We start from the raw sequence: 18,583 nt of genomic DNA on the forward strand, positions 1-18,583 counted from the left end.
CTTTCAAATTTAAATTGTCACTCAATTTCATAATGATTAGTTAAAAAAAGTCTCTCCCAGCCGGAGAGATTTCAACCTCTTTTGATCATTTGTTTACATATCAAAAGGTAGGTGAGGTAAGCCAGTAAGGCTCCTAATGTATTTGTCCATAAATCATCAATCTCGAAAACACGATTAGCATTAATGAGCAGGTCCAAGAACAATTGACTGCTTTCAATAAACAAACTTATACTAAATCCCAACAGAAGGCTTTTTCCATAACTATGCCATTTACTTGAAAGAAGATGGATAAAAAGAACCAAAGGGTAAAGTAATAAAATGTTTAAAGCATTTTGACAAAAAATCCAGATGGCTTGGTTAAGAGAGGTTACTTGGTTTAATCCAACAATAGAATTAAAAGGCACCAAAAGGAGACGTAAGCGACCAATATATAACATATTAGGTGTCTCCATTCCACTAAATAGTCCTGGGCTAGGGGTGAAGCACATGATAGCAACTGCAATGGCGTAGAGTATTAGAAGTGTCTCAATAGTATAAAGCAATGGTTTAGATAACCGAAGAGGGTTGTTAATCCAAGGCATCTATTTTTCTACTTTCGCCGCTGCTTTTTGGCGATCCTTTTTCATTGTATTTGACCGTAGTTGCCCACATGCAGCATCAATATCAGTACCGTGTTCTTGCCTAACAACACAGTTGACACCATTCTTTTTTAAGATATCATAAAAAGCTTCAACACGTTCCTTTGGACTTCGACTATACTGATCATGCTCTGACACTGGATTATATGGAATAAGATTGACATAGGATAATTTACGGATATTCTTCGTTAAATCAGCTAGTTCTTTTGCTTGTTCAACGCCATCATTTACCTCATTTAACATAATGTATTCGAAAGTAACCCGACGGTTGGTGGTTTCAATATAGTATTCAATAGCAGTAAAAAGTTTTTCCAGCGGAAATGAACGATTGATACGCATGATGCTTGAGCGTAACTCATTATTTGGTGCATGTAATGATACTGCTAGGTTAACTTGAACACCTTCATTCGCGAAGTCCCGAATCTTGTGCGCCAAACCAGAAGTTGATACTGTGATATGACGCGCACCAATTGCTAGGCCGTTATCATCATTTATGGTCCTTAGGAAGGTCATGACATTCTTATAGTTGTCAAAAGGTTCCCCGATACCCATAACAACGACATGGCTGACACGCTCATCTTGTCCACGCTCGTCAAAGTATTTTTGAACGAGCATAATTTGTGCTGTAATTTCACCACTATTCAGATCTCTTTGTTTCTTTATCAAGCCACTAGCGCAGAAAGTACAGCCAATATTACAGCCAACCTGAGTTGTCACACAAACTGAATGTCCGTAGTGTTGACGCATAAGAACAGTTTCAATTAGCATGCCATCTGGTAACTCAAAGAGGTATTTGACAGTCCCATCAGCAGACTCTTGAACAATCCGTTGTTTTAGAGGATTGAGGCAGAATTTTTCATTTAAGAGTGCAATAAAATCTTTAGAGATATTGGTCATCTCTTCAAAAGATTGAACACGCTTCTTATAGAGCCAATCCCAAATTTGAGTCGCTCTAAATTTCTTTTGCCCATTTGCAATTGCCCAATCTATGAGTTCATCACGGGTTAAGCTATAAATTGATGGTTTCATGGATTACTTATCCTTCTTTCTGATAATAAAATGGTCATTAGAAGCTTCGCGCACTCTGGTCTGTTTAGAATCATTTTTCTTTGAAGGTTTTTTAGCAGAGTCTTTACGTTTTCGGCCTGATACTTTTTGAAACGTTTTTTCTTTTTCAAGACCTTTTTCTTTAGGTTTCGGTCTAGCGTTGACATTTTCTTTCACTTGCCTTCTTTTCCGATTATTTGAACGATGATTTTTTCGACGACGAGGGCTTCTTTCCTCCTCAAACTTAATCTCAACTGGTTGACTGTTTTCCAAAACAAAATAAGCACAACCAAAATTACAAAATTCTTTAATGTAATCTTCTAGTCGTGAAATCCGATTAGATTTTTTTACCTCATTGGAATCCTTATAAAAACCTTTCAACCGCAACTGTTCATTACCCCAATCACCAACAATATAGTCATATTTAAGTAAAATCTCTGTAAAACGCTGACTAAATGCTGTTGCATTAAAGGCATCTTTCTCATTCTCTATGAGGAAAAATTCCAACTGATCGCTTTTGACTATTTTGTCAAAAGCAATGAATTCTGGCCCTGGAAATTTGTTGTAATTGTACATTTCAGGGGAAATCTCTTTTTTCATCGGGCTCCTTTCCTATATCTCTCATTTTTTATGAGGTACTTTTCAACAACTTCTCTCAGTAAATCTGGAAACAATAATTCTACTTCTGATTCCTTTACAGTTGGAAAATAAGAAGCAAAATAATAGTGATCCACTAGGACCAGACTAATATTGTCCGACTTACCCATAACTTTACCATTATACACTATTTTTTCATTTTTGTAAGTAAAGCCATCACTATATAGTCGCCCAAAGCATTCCCCTCGAAAGCCCATACCTCTTATTTCCTGATTTTTCAATAATGCTTCTTTGCTGTAAATATCATGGCAAATTCTTTGGAAGCTTTCACCATTTAATTGTAGTCTAATTAAGCGCATTTGATGAGGCAAGGCTGCATGTAGCTGCTCTGCTGTTAGAGAGCTATCAAAGGCTTGCAACACGAGACCTGAATTGATAATGCAAGCTTCTGCCTTAGCATAATCTTTCATCGCCGACATGACCAAGGCAAGGGACTCTTCATAATTCAAATGGTGGCTCATTTTGCAAATTTGCCTTTGTTCCAGAAGCCTCTTACCCTCCTTGCTGAGGCCCTTAATAAAGCCTTGATCTTTTTTCTGACTAGCAAAATGACTGGTTTCATGGGCAATCATTTCAATAGCAGAGATCTTGCGATTATCAATACTAAGATTAATGTCACCTACATACTGTCCATATTTACCAGCTGCCGCCATGTAAGTGCCATTCAAACAGACTCCCTCTTCAAAAACGTGATGCGTATGAGCTCCAATTATTAAATCAAGACCAGTCACTTCTTTGGTAATAGTCTCATCAGTCCGAATCCCCAAGTGACTAAGCAAAATACGAATATCCGCTGATGCTACTTCCGGAATCTCTAAATCTCTTTTTAGGCTCTCAATAGGATCTTCAACCTGCCAACCATTGGGTTGATAGGTTTTATAATAGGGAAAAGTATAAGCTAAGAATGCCAGTTTGGTCCCTGCCTTTGTTTGATAAATATGATAAGGCTTAGCCCAGCTGGGTATGCCTTGCTCATCTGTCACATTACCCAGAATAATCGTGAAATTCGCCTCATCATAAACCTGATTAAGTGAATCTTTACTTAAGCCAATCCCTTCGTTATTTCCAATAGTAGCATATTGTATCCCCAGTCGATTCATTAACTGGACATTTGCTTTACCTTGTGTAGCTTCTGTTAAAGGATGACTTAAGTCAATATTATCACCAATATCAACCTTGATGACTTCGTCGCTTGTTTTTGATGCCTCAGCAAAAAAATGCTCTATTTTAGGGTAGGCTTCAAAATGAGAGTGTAAATCATTCAGATGTAAGATTCGAATGGATTCTACCATAGAAATACCTTTTTGTCTCTTCTAATCCGTTTTGCAGACCTTTCGTCTTAAACTAATCCTAGTATAGCATGTTTCTTCTTTGTTTTCTGACTTTTGATTTCCTCTAAGGCTTTGCCTTTTTTAAGAGCTAAAGTAAAAAGGAGCACTCCAATGCTCCTTTCCAAAAATTACCAGTTGTATTTATCAACCTTATCTTTAGTTACTAAATAGATTGGTGATACTGTTTTTGCTGCAACTTTTTTGCCTTGGTAGTGATCAATAGCTGCTTGGATTGCAATTTCACCCATTTTTGCGGGTTGCTGGGCAATTGTCGCTGTTAAATCACCTTTTTTAATGGCTTCATGGGCATCCGGCTGACCATCAATTCCCACAATGACCACATTTTTTAAGTTAGCAGATTTAACGGCTTGTGCCGCACCTAGAGCCATTTCATCATTTTGTGCAAAAATAACTTGAACATCCTTATGACCTTGAATCATATTTTGGGCTGTATTCAATGCTTTAGCGCGGTCAAAATTTGCTGATTGACTAGATAAAATATCTAATTTTTCTTTAGCAACTTTATTGAAACCATTACCACGGTCTACAGTTGCTGAAGCACCCGGCACACCTGAAAGTTCGAAGGCTTTTGCTTTTTCGCCTAACTCTTTAACAATAAATTCAGCAGCCATTTTCCCAGCTTCTACGTTATCAGAAGCAACCGTGGTGAGAACTTTGCCACCTTCACTGCCGCGGTCAATTAAAATAACAGGGATATTCGCAGAGTTAGCAGCTTTAATTGAGGTAACAACAGCTTTTGAATCAACTGGGTTAATCAGAATTGCATCAACATTTTGGCTAATAAAGTTTTGAATATCATCTGCTTGGCGAGCCGCATCATCTTGAGCATCCGCTACTTTAATGCTAACTTTTTTACTTCCCGCATACTTATCAATACCATCTTTCATAGCAACAAAGTAGGGATTATTAGTTGTAGAGATGGAGACACCTAGTTTTAAATCTTTAGCTGCTTTTTTTGTAACTGCTTTTGAACTTGAGTCGGAAGAAGTCCCTAACCCTGTTTTTCCACAAGCTCCTAATACGAGAACCATTGATAATAATAGGACTAAAAAGCCAAGTTTTTTTCCAAATTTCATGTGAAACTCCTTTTTATTTTTTTGTTCTTTTTTATAATAGCTAAGCCTTTGCTACTTTGAAGCGGTCAAGTAAGACTGCTATCAGAATAACAACACCTTTTACTACCTGCTGCCAAAAGGCTGAAACACCAATAATATTTAAACCATTATTAAGTACCCCGATAATTAGTGCCCCAATTAAGGTTCCAATAAGGCGACCCTTACCGCCTGACAATGACGTTCCCCCCAAGACAACAGCCGCAATGGCATCCATCTCATAACTGGTTCCTGCGGTAGGTTGAGCAGAACTTAAACGTGACGTAATAATTAAACCTGACATAGCAGCCATCATACCCGAAATGGTATAAATAATAAGTTTTACTTTATTGAGCTTAACGCCTGAGATATACGCTGCTTTTTCATTCCCTCCCAGCGCGTATACAGATTTCCCAAAAGCAGTTTTATGTAAAAGAACATACAAGATAAGAAAAATTAGAAACATCAGTACTACGGGAAATGGTATCCCAAAGAGGTAACCTTGACCAATAAACTGGAAGAGAAAGCTATCTGATAAGCCACCTGTAATTGGATTCCCGTTAGTATAAACGAGCGTTGCTCCCCTAAAAATGGTCATTGTTGCTAGACTTACAATAAAGGGGGCTAATTTCCCATAAGAGATGAATATACCATTCAACATGCCAAAGATTCCACCCAGTAAGAGAGCCATAAGAACAGCTATCCCAACGGGAATCCCTTTTGCTATCATACCTGCAGTCAGAGCACTCGAAAGGGCTAATATTGACCCAACTGACAAATCAATACCCCCTGTTAAGATGACAAAGGTCATCCCAAAGGCAATAAAGCCATTGGCAGTGACTTGCAACAATAAGTTAAGCAAATTATTTGTTGTTAAAAAGTTGGGATTAATCACCGTAATCACAATCATTAATCCTACTAGCGCTACCAGAGTCGTCAACTCTGATATATAATTCATTACTTTTTTCACCCTTATTCTCCTCCTGTTGCTAGTTGCATGACTTTTTCTTGACTTGCCTCTTCTTTGGTTAGTTCCCCAGTGATACGACCCTCATGCATGACGATAATGCGATCACTGACTCCTAAAACTTCTGGTAAATCAGAAGACACCATGATAATAGGAACGCCTCTTTCAGCAAGTTCATTCATGAGTTGATAGATTTCTCTTTTAGCGCCCACATCAACACCTCGTGTTGGCTCATCTAAAATCAAGACTTTAGGAGCAATTCCAATCCACTTAGCTAGGACAACCTTTTGCTGATTTCCACCTGATAAGTTTCCAACTGGTAATTGTGGACTACCAGATTTAATTCGGAAACGGTCAATCAATTGTTGACTGAAGGTGCGACTTGTTTTTTCATCAAATAACCCATTTTTAACAAATTCCTTAGAACTTGGCAAAGTCATGTTATCTTTTATCGAAAAATCAAGGATTAAGCCTTCATCTTTACGATCCTCTGTCAGAAATCCAATTCCTTTTGCAATGGCTTGGGCTGGATTATTGATCGTCACTTCTTGACCGTCAATCCAGAGAGTACCTGATTCTTTTTTATCCAAGCCAAAGATGCTACGCATAACCTCTGTTCGTCCTGCTCCCATCAAACCTGAGAAGCCAAGAATCTCTCCTTTTCTAACAGCAAAGGAAATATTTTTAAAGGTTTGACTATTTAGATTTTTAACTTCAAAGGCAATGTCTCCAATTTCAGCATTTTTTTCTGGATAAAAATCATTAAGTTCGCGTCCAACCATCTTACGTACGAGCTCATGGGGATTGGTTTTAACTGTTTCCACTGTATCAACGACGATACCATCTCGCATAACAGTTACTAAATCTGTAATTTTAAAAATTTCTTCCATTCGGTGAGAGATGTAAATAATACCTACACCTTCTTGCTTTAGACTTCTAATAACTCGGAAGAGATTTTCCGTTTCATGGTCTGTCAAAGCAGCCGTCGGCTCATCCATAATAAGAATTGATGCTTTTGTCAATAAACATTTGGCAATTTCAATCATTTGTTGTTGGCCAACAGATAATTGACCAATAGCCTTGTTCAGCGGAACCTTGACACCTAGACGTCCAAACGCTTCATTTGCTTTTTTCCGCATGGCTTTTTGGTCTAAAAGGCCCAGTTTTGTTTTTAACTCTCGACCAAGAAAAAGGTTTTCTAAAACTGTCATTTCTGACCAAGTATTCATTTCTTGATGAATAAAGGAAATTCCAAACTTTTCTGCCTCCTGTGGGTTAGCAAAGGTTTTTTCGTGATGATCAATTAAAATGTGACCTGATGTTGCAGGAAATAACCCGGTCAAAATATTCATTAAAGTTGATTTCCCAGCCCCGTTTTCACCCATTAGAGCATGAATCTGACCCGATTCAATAACTAAATTGATTTTTTCTAAAACCTTATTATTTCCAAATGATTTGGAAATATCCCTCATTTCAATTTTCATGATGAGAGTTCCTTTCTAAATGGTTACACCTGACTGCAAAATAATATTAGAATAAGGTGTGTTTTCTCCAGTTCGGATAATCGCTTTAACGTCTTTATTCAACCCCTTTAGCTCCTCATGACTAACATACTCAACTTCTATACTATCATCTAGCTTTGCTAACACAGCATCCAACTGTTCTGGATTAATCCTTTTAATTTCTTCTGCTAAAATAACTTTTTCAACCTTAATATGATCCAAATAGACGTCCAACACGTCTTGAAAATTCGGATAACCCGGTTTAAGGGCTAAATCAATTTTAGCGACAGTTTGTGGAACGGGTAGCCCCAAATCACCAATACAAACGCGATCCGTATGCCCTAAATCTGCTGCTAACTTGGCTAAATCACTATTCAAAATCCCATCTTTTAACATATTCTGGATGTCCTTTCATTTCATCTATCGTTGGCATACCACCTTGCGCTCCAAATTTTTGAACAGAAAGATGTGAGGCTAAGATAGCAAATTTCAAAGCCTCTGTGATACTAAGTTGTTTTGTTAAGGCTAATCCAAAAGCACCATTAAAGGTATCTCCTGCTCCAGTTGTATCTTTAGCCTCCGTTTTAATAGCTGGAATTACCTGAACTTCTTGACCATCAAAATACGTTACCCCTTTTTTGCCCAAGGTAACAATTAATTTGTTTGGATAGTTTCGCAAAGTCTCTGCTAGTTCTTGATTTGGAAACAAGGCCTGACATTCATGTTGATTTGGGGTTACAAAATCAACAAAAGGTATCATTTCTGAATCAGTTTCTCTAGCTGGCGCCGGATTATAAAGGACTTTTATTCCCTTTTGGTGGCAGTAACGAACAATTGCCATATTTTCTTGATGCGGAATCTCATTTTGTAAGATAACCAGATCGGCTTCTGCTATCACTTGCCATTCCTCAGACCAGTTTGAAGTCGTCACTAGACCATTTGCCCCTGGACAATAAATGATTCGATTATCCTGATTAAAAAGCGTAATTTGAGCAATTCCAGAAGAGGATGGGACCGTTCCCACATGATTTACATGTAAATGATTTGCTTTGAGATTTTCTAAAAGAATTGGACCAAAGGAATCCTCTCCTACCGCTCCTAGTACTGAAATGTGATCCTTCGGTGACGAAAGCCGACCCACAGCTACCGCTTGATTAGCTCCTTTTCCACCAGGAACCATAAAGAAAGATTCTCCAAAGACGGTTTCGCCTTCTTCTGCAATGCGATTTGTCACCATGACTAAATCCATTGAAATACTTCCAATTATGACAATATTACTCATATTTCCTCCTAACGGTTTCTCGTTCAACGTAATGAACCGGTAATTTAATACGCTCTTCTTCTATGGGTAAATGATTGGCAATTTTATAAACTAGTTCTGCGGCATTGTAACCCATTCGGTAAGAAGCTTGATGAATCGTTGATAATGAGGGGTAAATAAATTGACTCATTAAAATGTCATCATATCCTATAACTTGCACTTCATCGGGAATGCCTATGCCACGCGAATGTAATTCATGAATGTAAGCAATCGCATGAATATCTGATGGTGCGATAATGCTATCAATACCTATAAACTGATCTAAATAATATTTTGCTTCTGATTGGATATCATCGAAGTCAAAACTTTTACTATCACCAATATAAAGGTCAACATTCTTGTTGGTCAAGAACGTTAAACTAGCTTTGAATCGTTCATTTATATTATCGGCTAAATCCAGCGGCCCTCTTATTAGTAAAACTTTGTTAGTACCGGCCTTCCAGATAACCTCAGCAGCTAAATGCCCCCCAGCTTGGCTATCAGAAAAAACCCCATAGCGACTGTCTTTGTCGACACGGTCCACAACGACAACAGGAATGTCAATTTCAGGGTGGTCTTTAGTAAAATCGTGTGTGGTAATAATACCAGCTGCTCTATTTTGTAATAAAACATTCAGATATTCCTCTTCTAATGTTTTGCTATCCGAAATATTACCTAACATCACACGATAGCCCTTTTCTTTTAAATAAACCTCAGCCCCTCGTGCTAAGCGGGGAAAAAAAGGATTTGAAATATCTGGTAATAACAAACCGACTAACTGGTTCCTGTTGGTTTTTAAGGACTGGGCAATGACATTAGGGCTATAATGCAATTTAGTAATGGCTTCTTTGATTTTTTCTCTAGCATCATCTGAGACATACCCATTTTTAGAAATATAGCGCGATACTGTTGATTTTGAAACACTCGCTTCCTCAGCAACTTCTTTAATGGTTGGCATCAAATACTCCTTCCTTTCTTAATTATGGAAACGTTCTCACACGGATATTGTAATCGTTTTCTTAGCTTGTGTCAACTCCTTTTATTAATTTATCTGATTAAACTGACTAATTATTCTGTCCAATCTCACCTTGAACTTACCAAACGCCTATTATAACTGGAAAAAACTTCCAGAATAATCTAGAAGTTTTTGTTTAAACATATGAGGCCTTTACTAAGATAGCCATTATTTTGTCTTTTGCAAGTAAGCAATAGCTTCTTTGACATTTCTAACGGGAACAATTTTCATCTTGGTTTTTATTTTTTTAGCGACTTCCAAGGCTTCTTTATAATTGGTCTTTGCATTTGGTTTTACTTTTTTGATCCGTTTATCAACTGGATTGTTGGGTACAAAGAAAATATCAGCCCCTTCGTTAGCTGCAGCAACAACTTTTAATCCTGCACCACCAATATCACCAACTTTGCCATCTTGATCAATCGTTCCAGTACCAGCAATACGACGACCTTTACGCAGGTTTTCTTGATTTAGTTGATCATAAATATCCAGTGTAAACATAAGCCCAGCACTTGGTCCACCTACACCTTCTGTCGAAAACTCAATCTTTTCATCTGTATGGACTTTTGTGTGGTCCGTTAAGCCAATTCCAATACCATTCTTTCCATTTTTTAGCTTAATAAGCTTACCACTTTTAGATTTTTTCTCATTACCGCTGGTATATTGCACCGTCACTGTTTCACCCCGTTTCAAACTTGAAACGTATTTAATAAGTTCAGTTGAACTCTTAAATTCTTTTTGATTGACTCCTGTAACAGTATCAGCAATATTTAGAATACCACGAAAAGTAGACTCTTTATTGACATCCAAAACATAAACACCTAGGTAGTCTAAAGAAACAGGTTTCCCAGCTAATTGTAAGGCTTGATAGATAGCTCCGTTTTGAGAGGTCTCCATGTAATATTGATTGATGCGCATATAATCTGCCGCACTATAGCCACCAGTTGTATTTTCCAAAGATGAAATCTCTGTGAATGGCGTTACCCAAGCATAAAGAATTTGAGCAAAAGTGGCTCGACTCAAACTGACCGCCACAAAATTATAAGAGCCTTTCTCCTTATCCCTTTTATCGTTTACCTTAAGCACTGAACGGATATCGTAGGCTCCACCAGGCATCTCAATATAATAAGGTAAAGGGAAAAAGAGGGCAAACAAGAGGGCAACTACTGCCAGAATACTAATTAACCACCATTTGACTTTTTTAATTATCTTCATTCATACGCTCCAATTGATCAATAACAGGTTGAGGGACTAAGCCTTCAATCGAGGATTTAAAGTGAACTAGCTCTTTGACACGACTTGAACTGATAGGACTCATGATATTCCGTGAAATAAAGTAAAGGGTATCAATACTTGGTTCTAAGCGATGATTAAAGTACTCCAGATTAGATTCATACTCAAAATCGGTTGGATTTCGCAGACCACGAACCAAATGTGTCACATCTAGCTCTTTTGCTAAATCAACAGCTAAACTATCTTGTGTCGATACTACAAAAACATTATCTAAGTGAGCAAGGGCTTCTTCTAACACACGAACCCGCGTCTCTAAAGAAAAGAAACCTTTTTTATCTGGATTAAAAAAGACGCCCACATATAAGCGGTCAAAAAGATGGCTAGCACGTTCAATAATATCCATATGACCATTGGTCACTGGATCAAATGAACCTGAATAAAGTCCAATTTTATCTGACATAAACGGTTACCTTACTAATTCCATAAATTTTTTCTTTCCAAATTCCAACTGATCCTATTTCCTCAGGTAGCTGAACCGACTTTTCTGTCTCACAAACAATCATTACCTCAGGACCTAGTAAACCTTTTTGATCTATAAGCTCTATCATAGCCACAATTTCCTCCTTAGCATAAGGAGGGTCTAAAAAAATCAGATCAAAGACTTGATCTAACTGCAAAAGTGCTTGTCCAGCATCCATCTTCAAAAGTTGAAATTGTCCTTCTGACTTTGTCATTTTGATATTCTCTTGGATAATAGCTTGCGCTCCACGATCTCTTTCGACTAATACAGCCTGAGACATGCCACGCGATACAGCTTCAATAGCTAGGCCTCCTGAGCCAGCAAATAAATCTAAGACGCGCCCTCCCCCAAAATAAGGACCAATCATATTAAACATCGCACCTCGAACTTTGTCCGAAGTGGGTCTTGTTGTTTTTCCAGGGAGGGTCTTAAGTGGCCGTCCACCAAATTCACCAGATACAATTCTCATACCCCTTATTATATCAAAAATATAGAAGTAGCCAAGTTTTTATCCTTAACAAAATGAGGATAGGCCTGTTAACAGTAAAAAAAGCAGTTAAAAACTGCTTTTTTATAGAATATTTTCGTAAATTTCACCTACTTTTTCTGGCCATACAGAAGTTTGTACTTCACCAATATGCTTCTTACGTAACAGAAACATCGCCATACGTGATTGGCCAATGCCACCACCAATTGATAAGGGAAAGAGGCCGTTTAATAAAGCTTTATGCCAATCAAATGCTAGACGATCAGTATCACCAGTAATAGCTACTTGTCGCTTTAAGGCTTCTTGATCGACACGGATACCCATCGAAGAGAGTTCAAATGCAGATTGTAGTTGGTCATTCCAAACTAGAATATCACCATTTAATCCCCGATAACCATTTTCAGACTCAGTAGTCCAGTCATCATAATCTGGAGCACGGCCATCATGGGGCTTACCATCAGACAATACACCACCGATACCAATCAAAAAAACAGCGCCAAATTCCTTGGTAATAGCATTTTCACGTTCCTTTGGCGTGAGGTTAGGATACTTTTTAACCAAATCTTCAGTGTGAATAAATGTTATTTTTTTAGGTAAAATTGCCTCAATATCATAACGCGCTTCAACAGCCAATTCCGTTAAACGGATGACTTTATAAATTGTCTCCACCGTCTCTTTTAAATAGGCCAAATTACGTTTTCCATCAGGAATAACCTTCTCCCAATCCCATTGGTCAACATAGACAGAGTGAGTCGCATCTAAAGAATCCTCATCAGGGCGGAGGGCTTTCATATTAACAACAAGGCCTTCTCCTTCATTGAATCCAAAGCGTGCCAAAGTATGACGTTTCCATTTGGCTAAAGAATGGACAACTTCAAATTGAGCTTCCGGGATATTAAGTACATTGACAGAAACGGGATTTTCAATACCACTTAGATTATCTTGCATACCGTCTCCGACCCGACTTAAGATAGGTCCTTGCACTTCAACAACATCAAGCTTATCAATTAAATATTGCGTGAACGTATTTTTAACAAAGGAAATTTCCTCTTGTTGATGAATAAAGCTTTTTTTCATAGCTCCTCCTTATAGAATTTTTTCTGACATTGTCAGGATTCGTTCTTCTGAGCGTGGTCAATGTCCTAAACTGAAAAATATAAAGCTAATTATACACTGAAAAAACTTAAAATAAAAGAGTCTGGGACAAAAGTCTTCTTGACTAAAACAAAAAAGCAACGGTTTTTGCCGTTGCTTTTTGCATGGTTGCGATAGTCTTGATAAAATAGAATTGTCCAGAAACACTTTAGAAAGGCTATCCCCATGCATATTCACTATAACACAAATCAAACCACATTGCCACTTGAACTTACCTCTTGCTTACCACAAGACCACATTGTCTTCACCATTGAAAAAGTGGTAAATGAATTGGAAGAAACTGTTTCGCTGGCTTCTACTCTACCTTTGGTCGTCCTTCTTATCACCCTAAACTCTTATTATCTGCCCTCTTATTTGCTTATACTCGAGGAGTCTTCTCTGGTCGCAAAATCGAGAAATTAATGATAGAAAATATAGCTATGCAGTATCTGACTGGTCAGCTGGTGGTCAGTTATCGAACCATTAATCGTTTCCGTGTGGCCAAAGGCATGGAAAACTTAATTAGAGATTTATTCATTGAACTAAACCTTCGTCTCAAGATGGAGGACCTAGTCTCTCTGGACTGTCTCTATATTGACGGTACCAAGATTGAAGCCAATGCCAATAAATATAGCTTTGTCTGGAAGAAAGCAACAGCTAAATTCTCTGCCAAGCTTCAAACTGACCTACGCCGCTATTTTCAAGAAGAAGTCAGCCCTCTGATTCACGAGGCCATTGTTCTGGATGAACAAGAACCAGTAACTGCTGAGCAGTTAACCGCATTTGCTCAAATCATCGAGGAAGAATTGGCAGACTTAACTCAAGACATTGAGGAGGAACCTGTTAAAGGTCAGGATACACGCAAAGTTAAACGTCGAAAACTCAAGAAGGTCCTACGAAAGGTTAAGGATGATTTTTCAGTGCGAGCTGAGAAATATGAGACCTATCATTCTATCTTCGATGGTCGCAATAGTTTTTCCAAAACAGATACAGACGCTACCTTTATGCGGATGAAAGATGACCATATGAGGAATGGGCAGCTTAAAGCAGGCTACAATCTTCAAATCGCTACGGAAAATCAGTTTGTCCTTCATTATGATATCTTTCCAAACCCAACCGATACTAAAACATTGATCCCACTATTAGATAGTTACCCACATAATCTTAAGAGGGTTGTTGCAGATGCGGGGTATGGGAGTGAAGAAAACTTAACCACACTAGACAAATTTGGAGTTGAGCACCTGATTAAATACAGTATGTTTGATAAGGAGCAGAAAAGAAAGCAGAAACACTCTCCAAAGCATCTCGATAATTGGCTCTACGATGACGTCAGTGATACCTACACACATCCTGATGGTTGGGATTATCATTTTGAATCTATCAAACATAGCAGAACAGCCACTGGATTCCAACAAGACATCAGGGTTTATCAGGCGGATTATCCTGATTTAGCCCCTCAAAAGTGTCTCTATGTAAACCAGAGATACCAAGAGTTGAAAAGAAAAGAGAGTCAAGCGCTTTTATCTGAAGAAGGAGGGCGAATCTTCGCACAACGGAAAGTTGATGTGGAACCTGTCTTTGGTCAGATAAAGGCTTGTTTGGGTTACAAACGGTGTAACCTGAGAGGGAAACGTCAGGTTAAGATTGATATGGGATTGGTCCTCATGGCCAATAATCTACTGAAATACAATAGGAGAATGACAAAAATTAAAAACAGAGACTCACTCTAAATGTGAATCTCTGTTTTTATAGCTGAGAACTCTTTTTGTCCCAGACTCTTTATTGACACCTTTAATCATTTTTATTTTTTTGCTCATTTAACCTGCGACAATATGTGTTCCAGCATTTTCAGAAAGGACTTTATCAATGTTCTCAAGTGAAGTAATGATTGCTTTAGCTTCTGGTTTATTTTCTACAAAAGCAATTGCTGCCTCAACTTTTGGCAACATACTTCCTGGTGCAAATTGATCTTGACCAATATATTCTTTCATTTGTGAAACAGTCACTTCTTCTAATTTTTCTTGATCAGGTTTGTTAAAGTTTACATACACATTATCAACACCTGTTAAGACGATGAAGAGATCAGCATCCACAAGCTCAGAAAGGGTCTGAGAAGCAAAGTCTTTGTCAATAACAGCTTCAACACCTGTAAGAACTTTAGTTGTCGGATCTTCTACTACTGGGACACCTCCGCCACCAGCGCTGACAACCACAACACCTGAATCAACTAGACTACGGATGACATTAGCCTCTTTAATTCCAACTGGTTTTGGAGACGGAACAACTTTACGCCAGCCACGTCCGGCATCTTCTTTAAAGCTTGCACCAGTTTCTTCAATTTGTTTTTTAGCATCTTCTTCTGAAAGGAAGGGGCCAATTGGCTTAGTTGGGTTGGTAAAGGCTCTATCGTTCTTATCAACAATAACCTGTGTTACAACTGCTGCCACCTCTTTTTCGATACCTTGTTCTTTTAACTCATTATCAAGGGCATTAACAAGCCAGAAACCAATACTTCCTTCAGTCATGGCAACACAAGTATCCAAAGGCATAGCTGGATTCTTTTCAGAATCAGCAGCTGCTTGTTGCAACAGTAAGTTCCCAACTTGTGGTCCATTACCATGCGTTACAATGACTTCATTACCGTCCTGAATGAGTTTAACTAGTGATTTTGATGTTGAAATCAAAGCTTCTTGTTGAGCTTTAGCTGAAGCATCAGTTGAAAGAATGGCATTCCCACCTAAAGCAACAACAATTTTTTGTTTAGTCATACGAAATTTCTCCTTATTATCTTGTTAGTCGATAGATAGCTTCGGCATAGATATCCATTGCCCGATAAGCATCTTCTAATACAATATTTTCATTTTCTTGATGTTCCGTTTGAATTGAGTCTGGGAACATTGCTCCAAAGGCCACACAATTTGGCATAGTTCGAGCAAAGGTAGCCCCTCCTGAAGAAATAGCTGGGCTAGTATCTCCCGTTTTTTGCTGATAGACAGACATCAAAGTTGTCACCAATTCACTATCAATTGGAACATAGAGTGGTGCAAGATAGTCGAACTCTTCATAAGTTAAACCATAAGTTTTGGCTTTCTTACTCAAGGTTGCTACGAGTTCTTCCTTATCAGCCAGAACAGGAATACGAATATCAAGCCTAATTTCAGTCTTTTCCTTATTTATAGTTAAACCAGCAGCATTAAAAGATAAAATGCCCGACGGTTCGTCTTCGATATTTCCAAAAATATTTAAACCTTTGCCATCTTCATCAACGACATTGGCCAAAAAGTCTATGGTTTGATTATCTGTGTATGGGAAGAGAGCTTTTGCCAAGCGTACTAAAGCATTAATACCATGTGGTGCGTCTTTAGCATGTTGAGCTAGTCCATAAACCGTTAATTGATCATCATTTGTGACATACTCAAATCCCAGTTTATCGAGTTCTGATTTAACTTCTTGAAATAGGTTTCCACTATAGTTAGCCCTAGCAGGGACCACATTATAAGCATTACCAACCTCAAGACTTAGAGCGTCGCTTCCAGAACCCGTTAATTTTGCCTGCAACAGACCTTTTTCTGCGTAAATCAAAGGAAATTTGGAATCAGGAGCAAAGCCAAAAGTTGCTTGTTCTTCACGTTCATTGTAACGATCCATACAACGCCATAAAGTTTCCTCGTCAGTTCCAAAGATAAAGCGAATGCGTTTGTTAAACGTAACGCCTGCATCCATTAGAGCCTTAACGGCATATAAGGCCATCATTGTTGGACCTTTGTCGTCCTGAGTGCCACGCCCATATAAGTGGCCGTCTTTTTCAATACACTCAAAGGGATCAGTATGCCACAAAGAACGGTCTCCTTCAGGAACAACATCAAGATGACAGAGGATAGCAAGCATGTCTTTTTGATCACCTAATTCTGCATAACCATAGTAACCTTCAGGGTCAATCACTGTATGAAAACCAAGCTCTTCACATAGGGCAAGAGTATGCTTAAGAACATCTAAAATTGCCTGTCCAAAGGGGGTTCCGTTCTCCCCTTCCTGACGAACAGACGGGAAGGAAACGATGTCTTTGATAGCTTTAACACAAGCCTCTTGATGGCTTTTAGTAATATACGTTTCCATTTTTATACCTCCATATAGCAGTTAACTTCTCTTAGCTAAAAAACGAAGCTAACATAAGGATTGCCACACTTGCAATAATAACAATTGCCATATATTTGGCAACAAATTTCCACCAAGTTGTTAGGTCGATTTTCCCGATAGCAAGGGCACCCATACAGATAGCTGATGTTGGTGAAATCATATTAAGGACACCAGAAGCTGATTGGAAAGCTGTAATAACAAGATGAGCTGGCACATTTGAAAAATGACCTAGAGGAGCCATAATACCCATTGTTGCTCCTGCAAGACCTGAAGTAGATGGGATTAAAAATGACATTGGTAGGTAGAAGAGATAGGTTAACAAGACAAAAACTTGAGAAGAAAGGCCTGACAGTCCTTTTTCACCCCATGAAAGGATAGTAGATGTAATCATACCATCATTCATAATAACTTGAATACCACGGGCAACAGCACAAATAATGGCAACACTTAGGAGATCTGCAGCACCTGCTATAAATGAAGAAATGAAATCTTCTTCAGACATTTTATAAACCATTGCTACTAAGATCCCCATCATAATAAAGAGCATGGTGATTTCTGGGAAATACCAAGTCCCTAAGGGAGCAACACTTTTACCAAAGAATACCCCAAAGCCAGGTAGCCCAGTAAGCCACGTATTAATATCTGCAAAAAGTTGCACACCAAATTTTTCCCAAGGGATTAAACTTAATATCATGATGACAAAAGCAGAAATAAAAACCCAGATAACATGTTTTTGTTTTTTAGACATATCCATGTCAGTATTTTCCAGTTTGAAAAACTCTTTATGTTCTGCCATTTTATCGGCAACTAATGATTTACTTGGATCTTTTTCAATTTTGCTTGCATAACTGTAAACAAACCAAATTGAAATGGCAACCAAGACAAGCCATTGAATAAAGCGCCAAATCATACCATCAGCAATACTTACATGGGCAGCATCAGCGGCAACACCGGTTGCAAAGGGATTAATGGTTGAAGCCAAACAACCGATTTGTGAACCAATTAAAATAATGGCAACAGCCACAAGAGTATCAAAGCCAACAGCAATCATTACTGGGATAAGTAATGGATAGAAAGCCATTGTTTCTTCACCCATACCATAAGTCGTTCCACCAAGTGCAAAGATAGGAATCAAAATAGCAATTAGCATTTTCTCTCTACCTTTATTATTTTTAACAATTGATGCTATCCCCTGATCAAGAGCACCAGTCTTATTTACAACACCCAGAAAACCACCTACCATTAAGATGAAGAAGGAAACTTGGATGGCACCTTCTGTTTTACCAGTCCCTAGCATCCCACGAACAGGAGCCATAAAAACATCATAAATTCCTTGAGGATTTGATTTAACAGCATGGTATGTGCCTGAAATAACACTTCCATCTTTGGCAGTATCATAGGCACCCGCTGGAATAAACCAAGTTAAAACTGCCATAATGGCAATAATAAGGAAAAGGACAGTGTAAGAAGAAGGAATTTTAAAACCCCGTTTTTTTTCTTCCATAA

Annotated in this window: 17 protein-coding genes and 1 pseudogene; 1 reads left to right on the forward strand and 17 read right to left on the reverse strand. The window is 38.2% G+C overall.

Going from position 1 to position 18,583, the window contains the following annotated elements; all coding sequences use genetic code 11:
- Positions 1-71: 71 nt before the first annotated feature.
- The 14 genes from STRPS_RS02315 to asnA all read right to left on the reverse strand — a co-directional run bounded on the left by STRPS_RS02315 (position 72) and on the right by asnA (position 12,883).
- Positions 72-581 (reverse strand): VanZ family protein, encoded by a 510-nt coding sequence (locus tag STRPS_RS02315; protein ID WP_037598890.1) that lies wholly within the window; start codon positions 579-581, stop codon positions 72-74.
- The gene (gene rlmN, locus STRPS_RS02320) at positions 582-1,667 is read right to left on the reverse strand and encodes a dual-specificity RNA methyltransferase RlmN (protein ID WP_007894005.1); all 1,086 of its coding nucleotides are present in this window, start codon (positions 1,665-1,667) and stop codon (positions 582-584) included.
- Between the two features lie 3 nt (positions 1,668-1,670).
- Positions 1,671-2,285: a YutD family protein gene (locus tag STRPS_RS02325; protein WP_007893989.1), complete on the reverse strand. Its 615-nt coding sequence runs from the start codon at positions 2,283-2,285 to the stop codon at positions 1,671-1,673.
- Positions 2,282-3,634 (reverse strand): bifunctional metallophosphatase/5'-nucleotidase, encoded by a 1,353-nt coding sequence (locus STRPS_RS02330; protein ID WP_007893983.1) that lies wholly within the window; start codon positions 3,632-3,634, stop codon positions 2,282-2,284. The genes STRPS_RS02325 and STRPS_RS02330 overlap by 4 nt, the downstream gene beginning before the upstream one ends.
- Before the next feature lie 167 nt (positions 3,635-3,801).
- Entirely contained in the window at positions 3,802-4,770 is a 969-nt protein-coding gene (locus STRPS_RS02335) for a substrate-binding domain-containing protein (RefSeq protein WP_007893986.1), read from the reverse strand.
- Between the two features lie 40 nt (positions 4,771-4,810).
- Positions 4,811-5,755, reverse strand: coding sequence for an ABC transporter permease subunit (locus STRPS_RS02340; RefSeq protein WP_007893994.1), 945 nt, complete (start codon positions 5,753-5,755; stop codon positions 4,811-4,813).
- Between the two features lie 2 nt (positions 5,756-5,757).
- Positions 5,758-7,236, reverse strand: coding sequence for a sugar ABC transporter ATP-binding protein (locus tag STRPS_RS02345; protein ID WP_007894029.1), 1,479 nt, complete (start codon positions 7,234-7,236; stop codon positions 5,758-5,760).
- A 15-nt stretch (positions 7,237-7,251) separates the two neighbouring features.
- On the reverse strand, positions 7,252-7,650 hold the full coding sequence (rbsD, locus tag STRPS_RS02350) for a D-ribose pyranase (RefSeq protein ID WP_007894040.1): 399 nt from the start codon (positions 7,648-7,650) through the stop codon (positions 7,252-7,254).
- Positions 7,625-8,536: a ribokinase gene (locus tag STRPS_RS02355; RefSeq protein ID WP_007893981.1), complete on the reverse strand. Its 912-nt coding sequence runs from the start codon at positions 8,534-8,536 to the stop codon at positions 7,625-7,627. The genes rbsD and STRPS_RS02355 overlap by 26 nt, the downstream gene beginning before the upstream one ends.
- A complete protein-coding gene (locus STRPS_RS02360; RefSeq protein WP_007894011.1) occupies positions 8,529-9,512 on the reverse strand; it encodes a LacI family DNA-binding transcriptional regulator in 984 nt (327 codons plus the stop codon). Before STRPS_RS02360 ends, STRPS_RS02355 begins: the two co-directional genes overlap by 8 nt.
- 225 nt (positions 9,513-9,737) lie before the next feature.
- Positions 9,738-10,781: a SepM family pheromone-processing serine protease gene (locus STRPS_RS02365; RefSeq protein ID WP_007894008.1), complete on the reverse strand. Its 1,044-nt coding sequence runs from the start codon at positions 10,779-10,781 to the stop codon at positions 9,738-9,740.
- Positions 10,768-11,259, reverse strand: coding sequence for a pantetheine-phosphate adenylyltransferase (coaD, locus tag STRPS_RS02370; protein WP_007893991.1), 492 nt, complete (start codon positions 11,257-11,259; stop codon positions 10,768-10,770). The genes STRPS_RS02365 and coaD overlap by 14 nt, the downstream gene beginning before the upstream one ends.
- Complete coding sequence (gene rsmD, locus STRPS_RS02375; RefSeq protein ID WP_007894025.1) at positions 11,249-11,788, reverse strand: 16S rRNA (guanine(966)-N(2))-methyltransferase RsmD; 540 nt, start codon at positions 11,786-11,788, stop codon at positions 11,249-11,251. The genes coaD and rsmD overlap by 11 nt, the downstream gene beginning before the upstream one ends.
- Before the next feature lie 102 nt (positions 11,789-11,890).
- Positions 11,891-12,883 (reverse strand): aspartate--ammonia ligase, encoded by a 993-nt coding sequence (asnA, locus tag STRPS_RS02380; protein WP_007894038.1) that lies wholly within the window; start codon positions 12,881-12,883, stop codon positions 11,891-11,893.
- Between the two features lie 243 nt (positions 12,884-13,126).
- Here asnA and STRPS_RS02385 point away from each other — a divergent pair.
- A pseudogene (locus tag STRPS_RS02385) lies at positions 13,127-14,670 on the forward strand (IS1182 family transposase).
- An 87-nt stretch (positions 14,671-14,757) separates the two neighbouring features.
- Here the strand turns inward: STRPS_RS02385 and arcC are convergent.
- Genes arcC through STRPS_RS02400 form a run of 3 tightly spaced genes read right to left on the reverse strand, consistent with a single transcriptional unit; the run spans position 14,758 to position 18,581 of the window.
- On the reverse strand, positions 14,758-15,708 hold the full coding sequence (gene arcC, locus STRPS_RS02390) for a carbamate kinase (RefSeq protein ID WP_007892664.1): 951 nt from the start codon (positions 15,706-15,708) through the stop codon (positions 14,758-14,760).
- Between the two features lie 16 nt (positions 15,709-15,724).
- A complete protein-coding gene (locus STRPS_RS02395) occupies positions 15,725-17,056 on the reverse strand; it encodes a dipeptidase (protein WP_007892681.1) in 1,332 nt (443 codons plus the stop codon).
- A 31-nt stretch (positions 17,057-17,087) separates the two neighbouring features.
- A complete protein-coding gene (locus tag STRPS_RS02400; protein WP_007892628.1) occupies positions 17,088-18,581 on the reverse strand; it encodes a YfcC family protein in 1,494 nt (497 codons plus the stop codon).
- Positions 18,582-18,583: the final 2 nt, after the last annotated feature.

Source organism: Streptococcus pseudoporcinus LQ 940-04 (assembly GCF_000188035.1).
In the GTDB taxonomy this organism is placed as follows: Bacteria; Bacillota; Bacilli; order Lactobacillales; family Streptococcaceae; genus Streptococcus; species Streptococcus pseudoporcinus.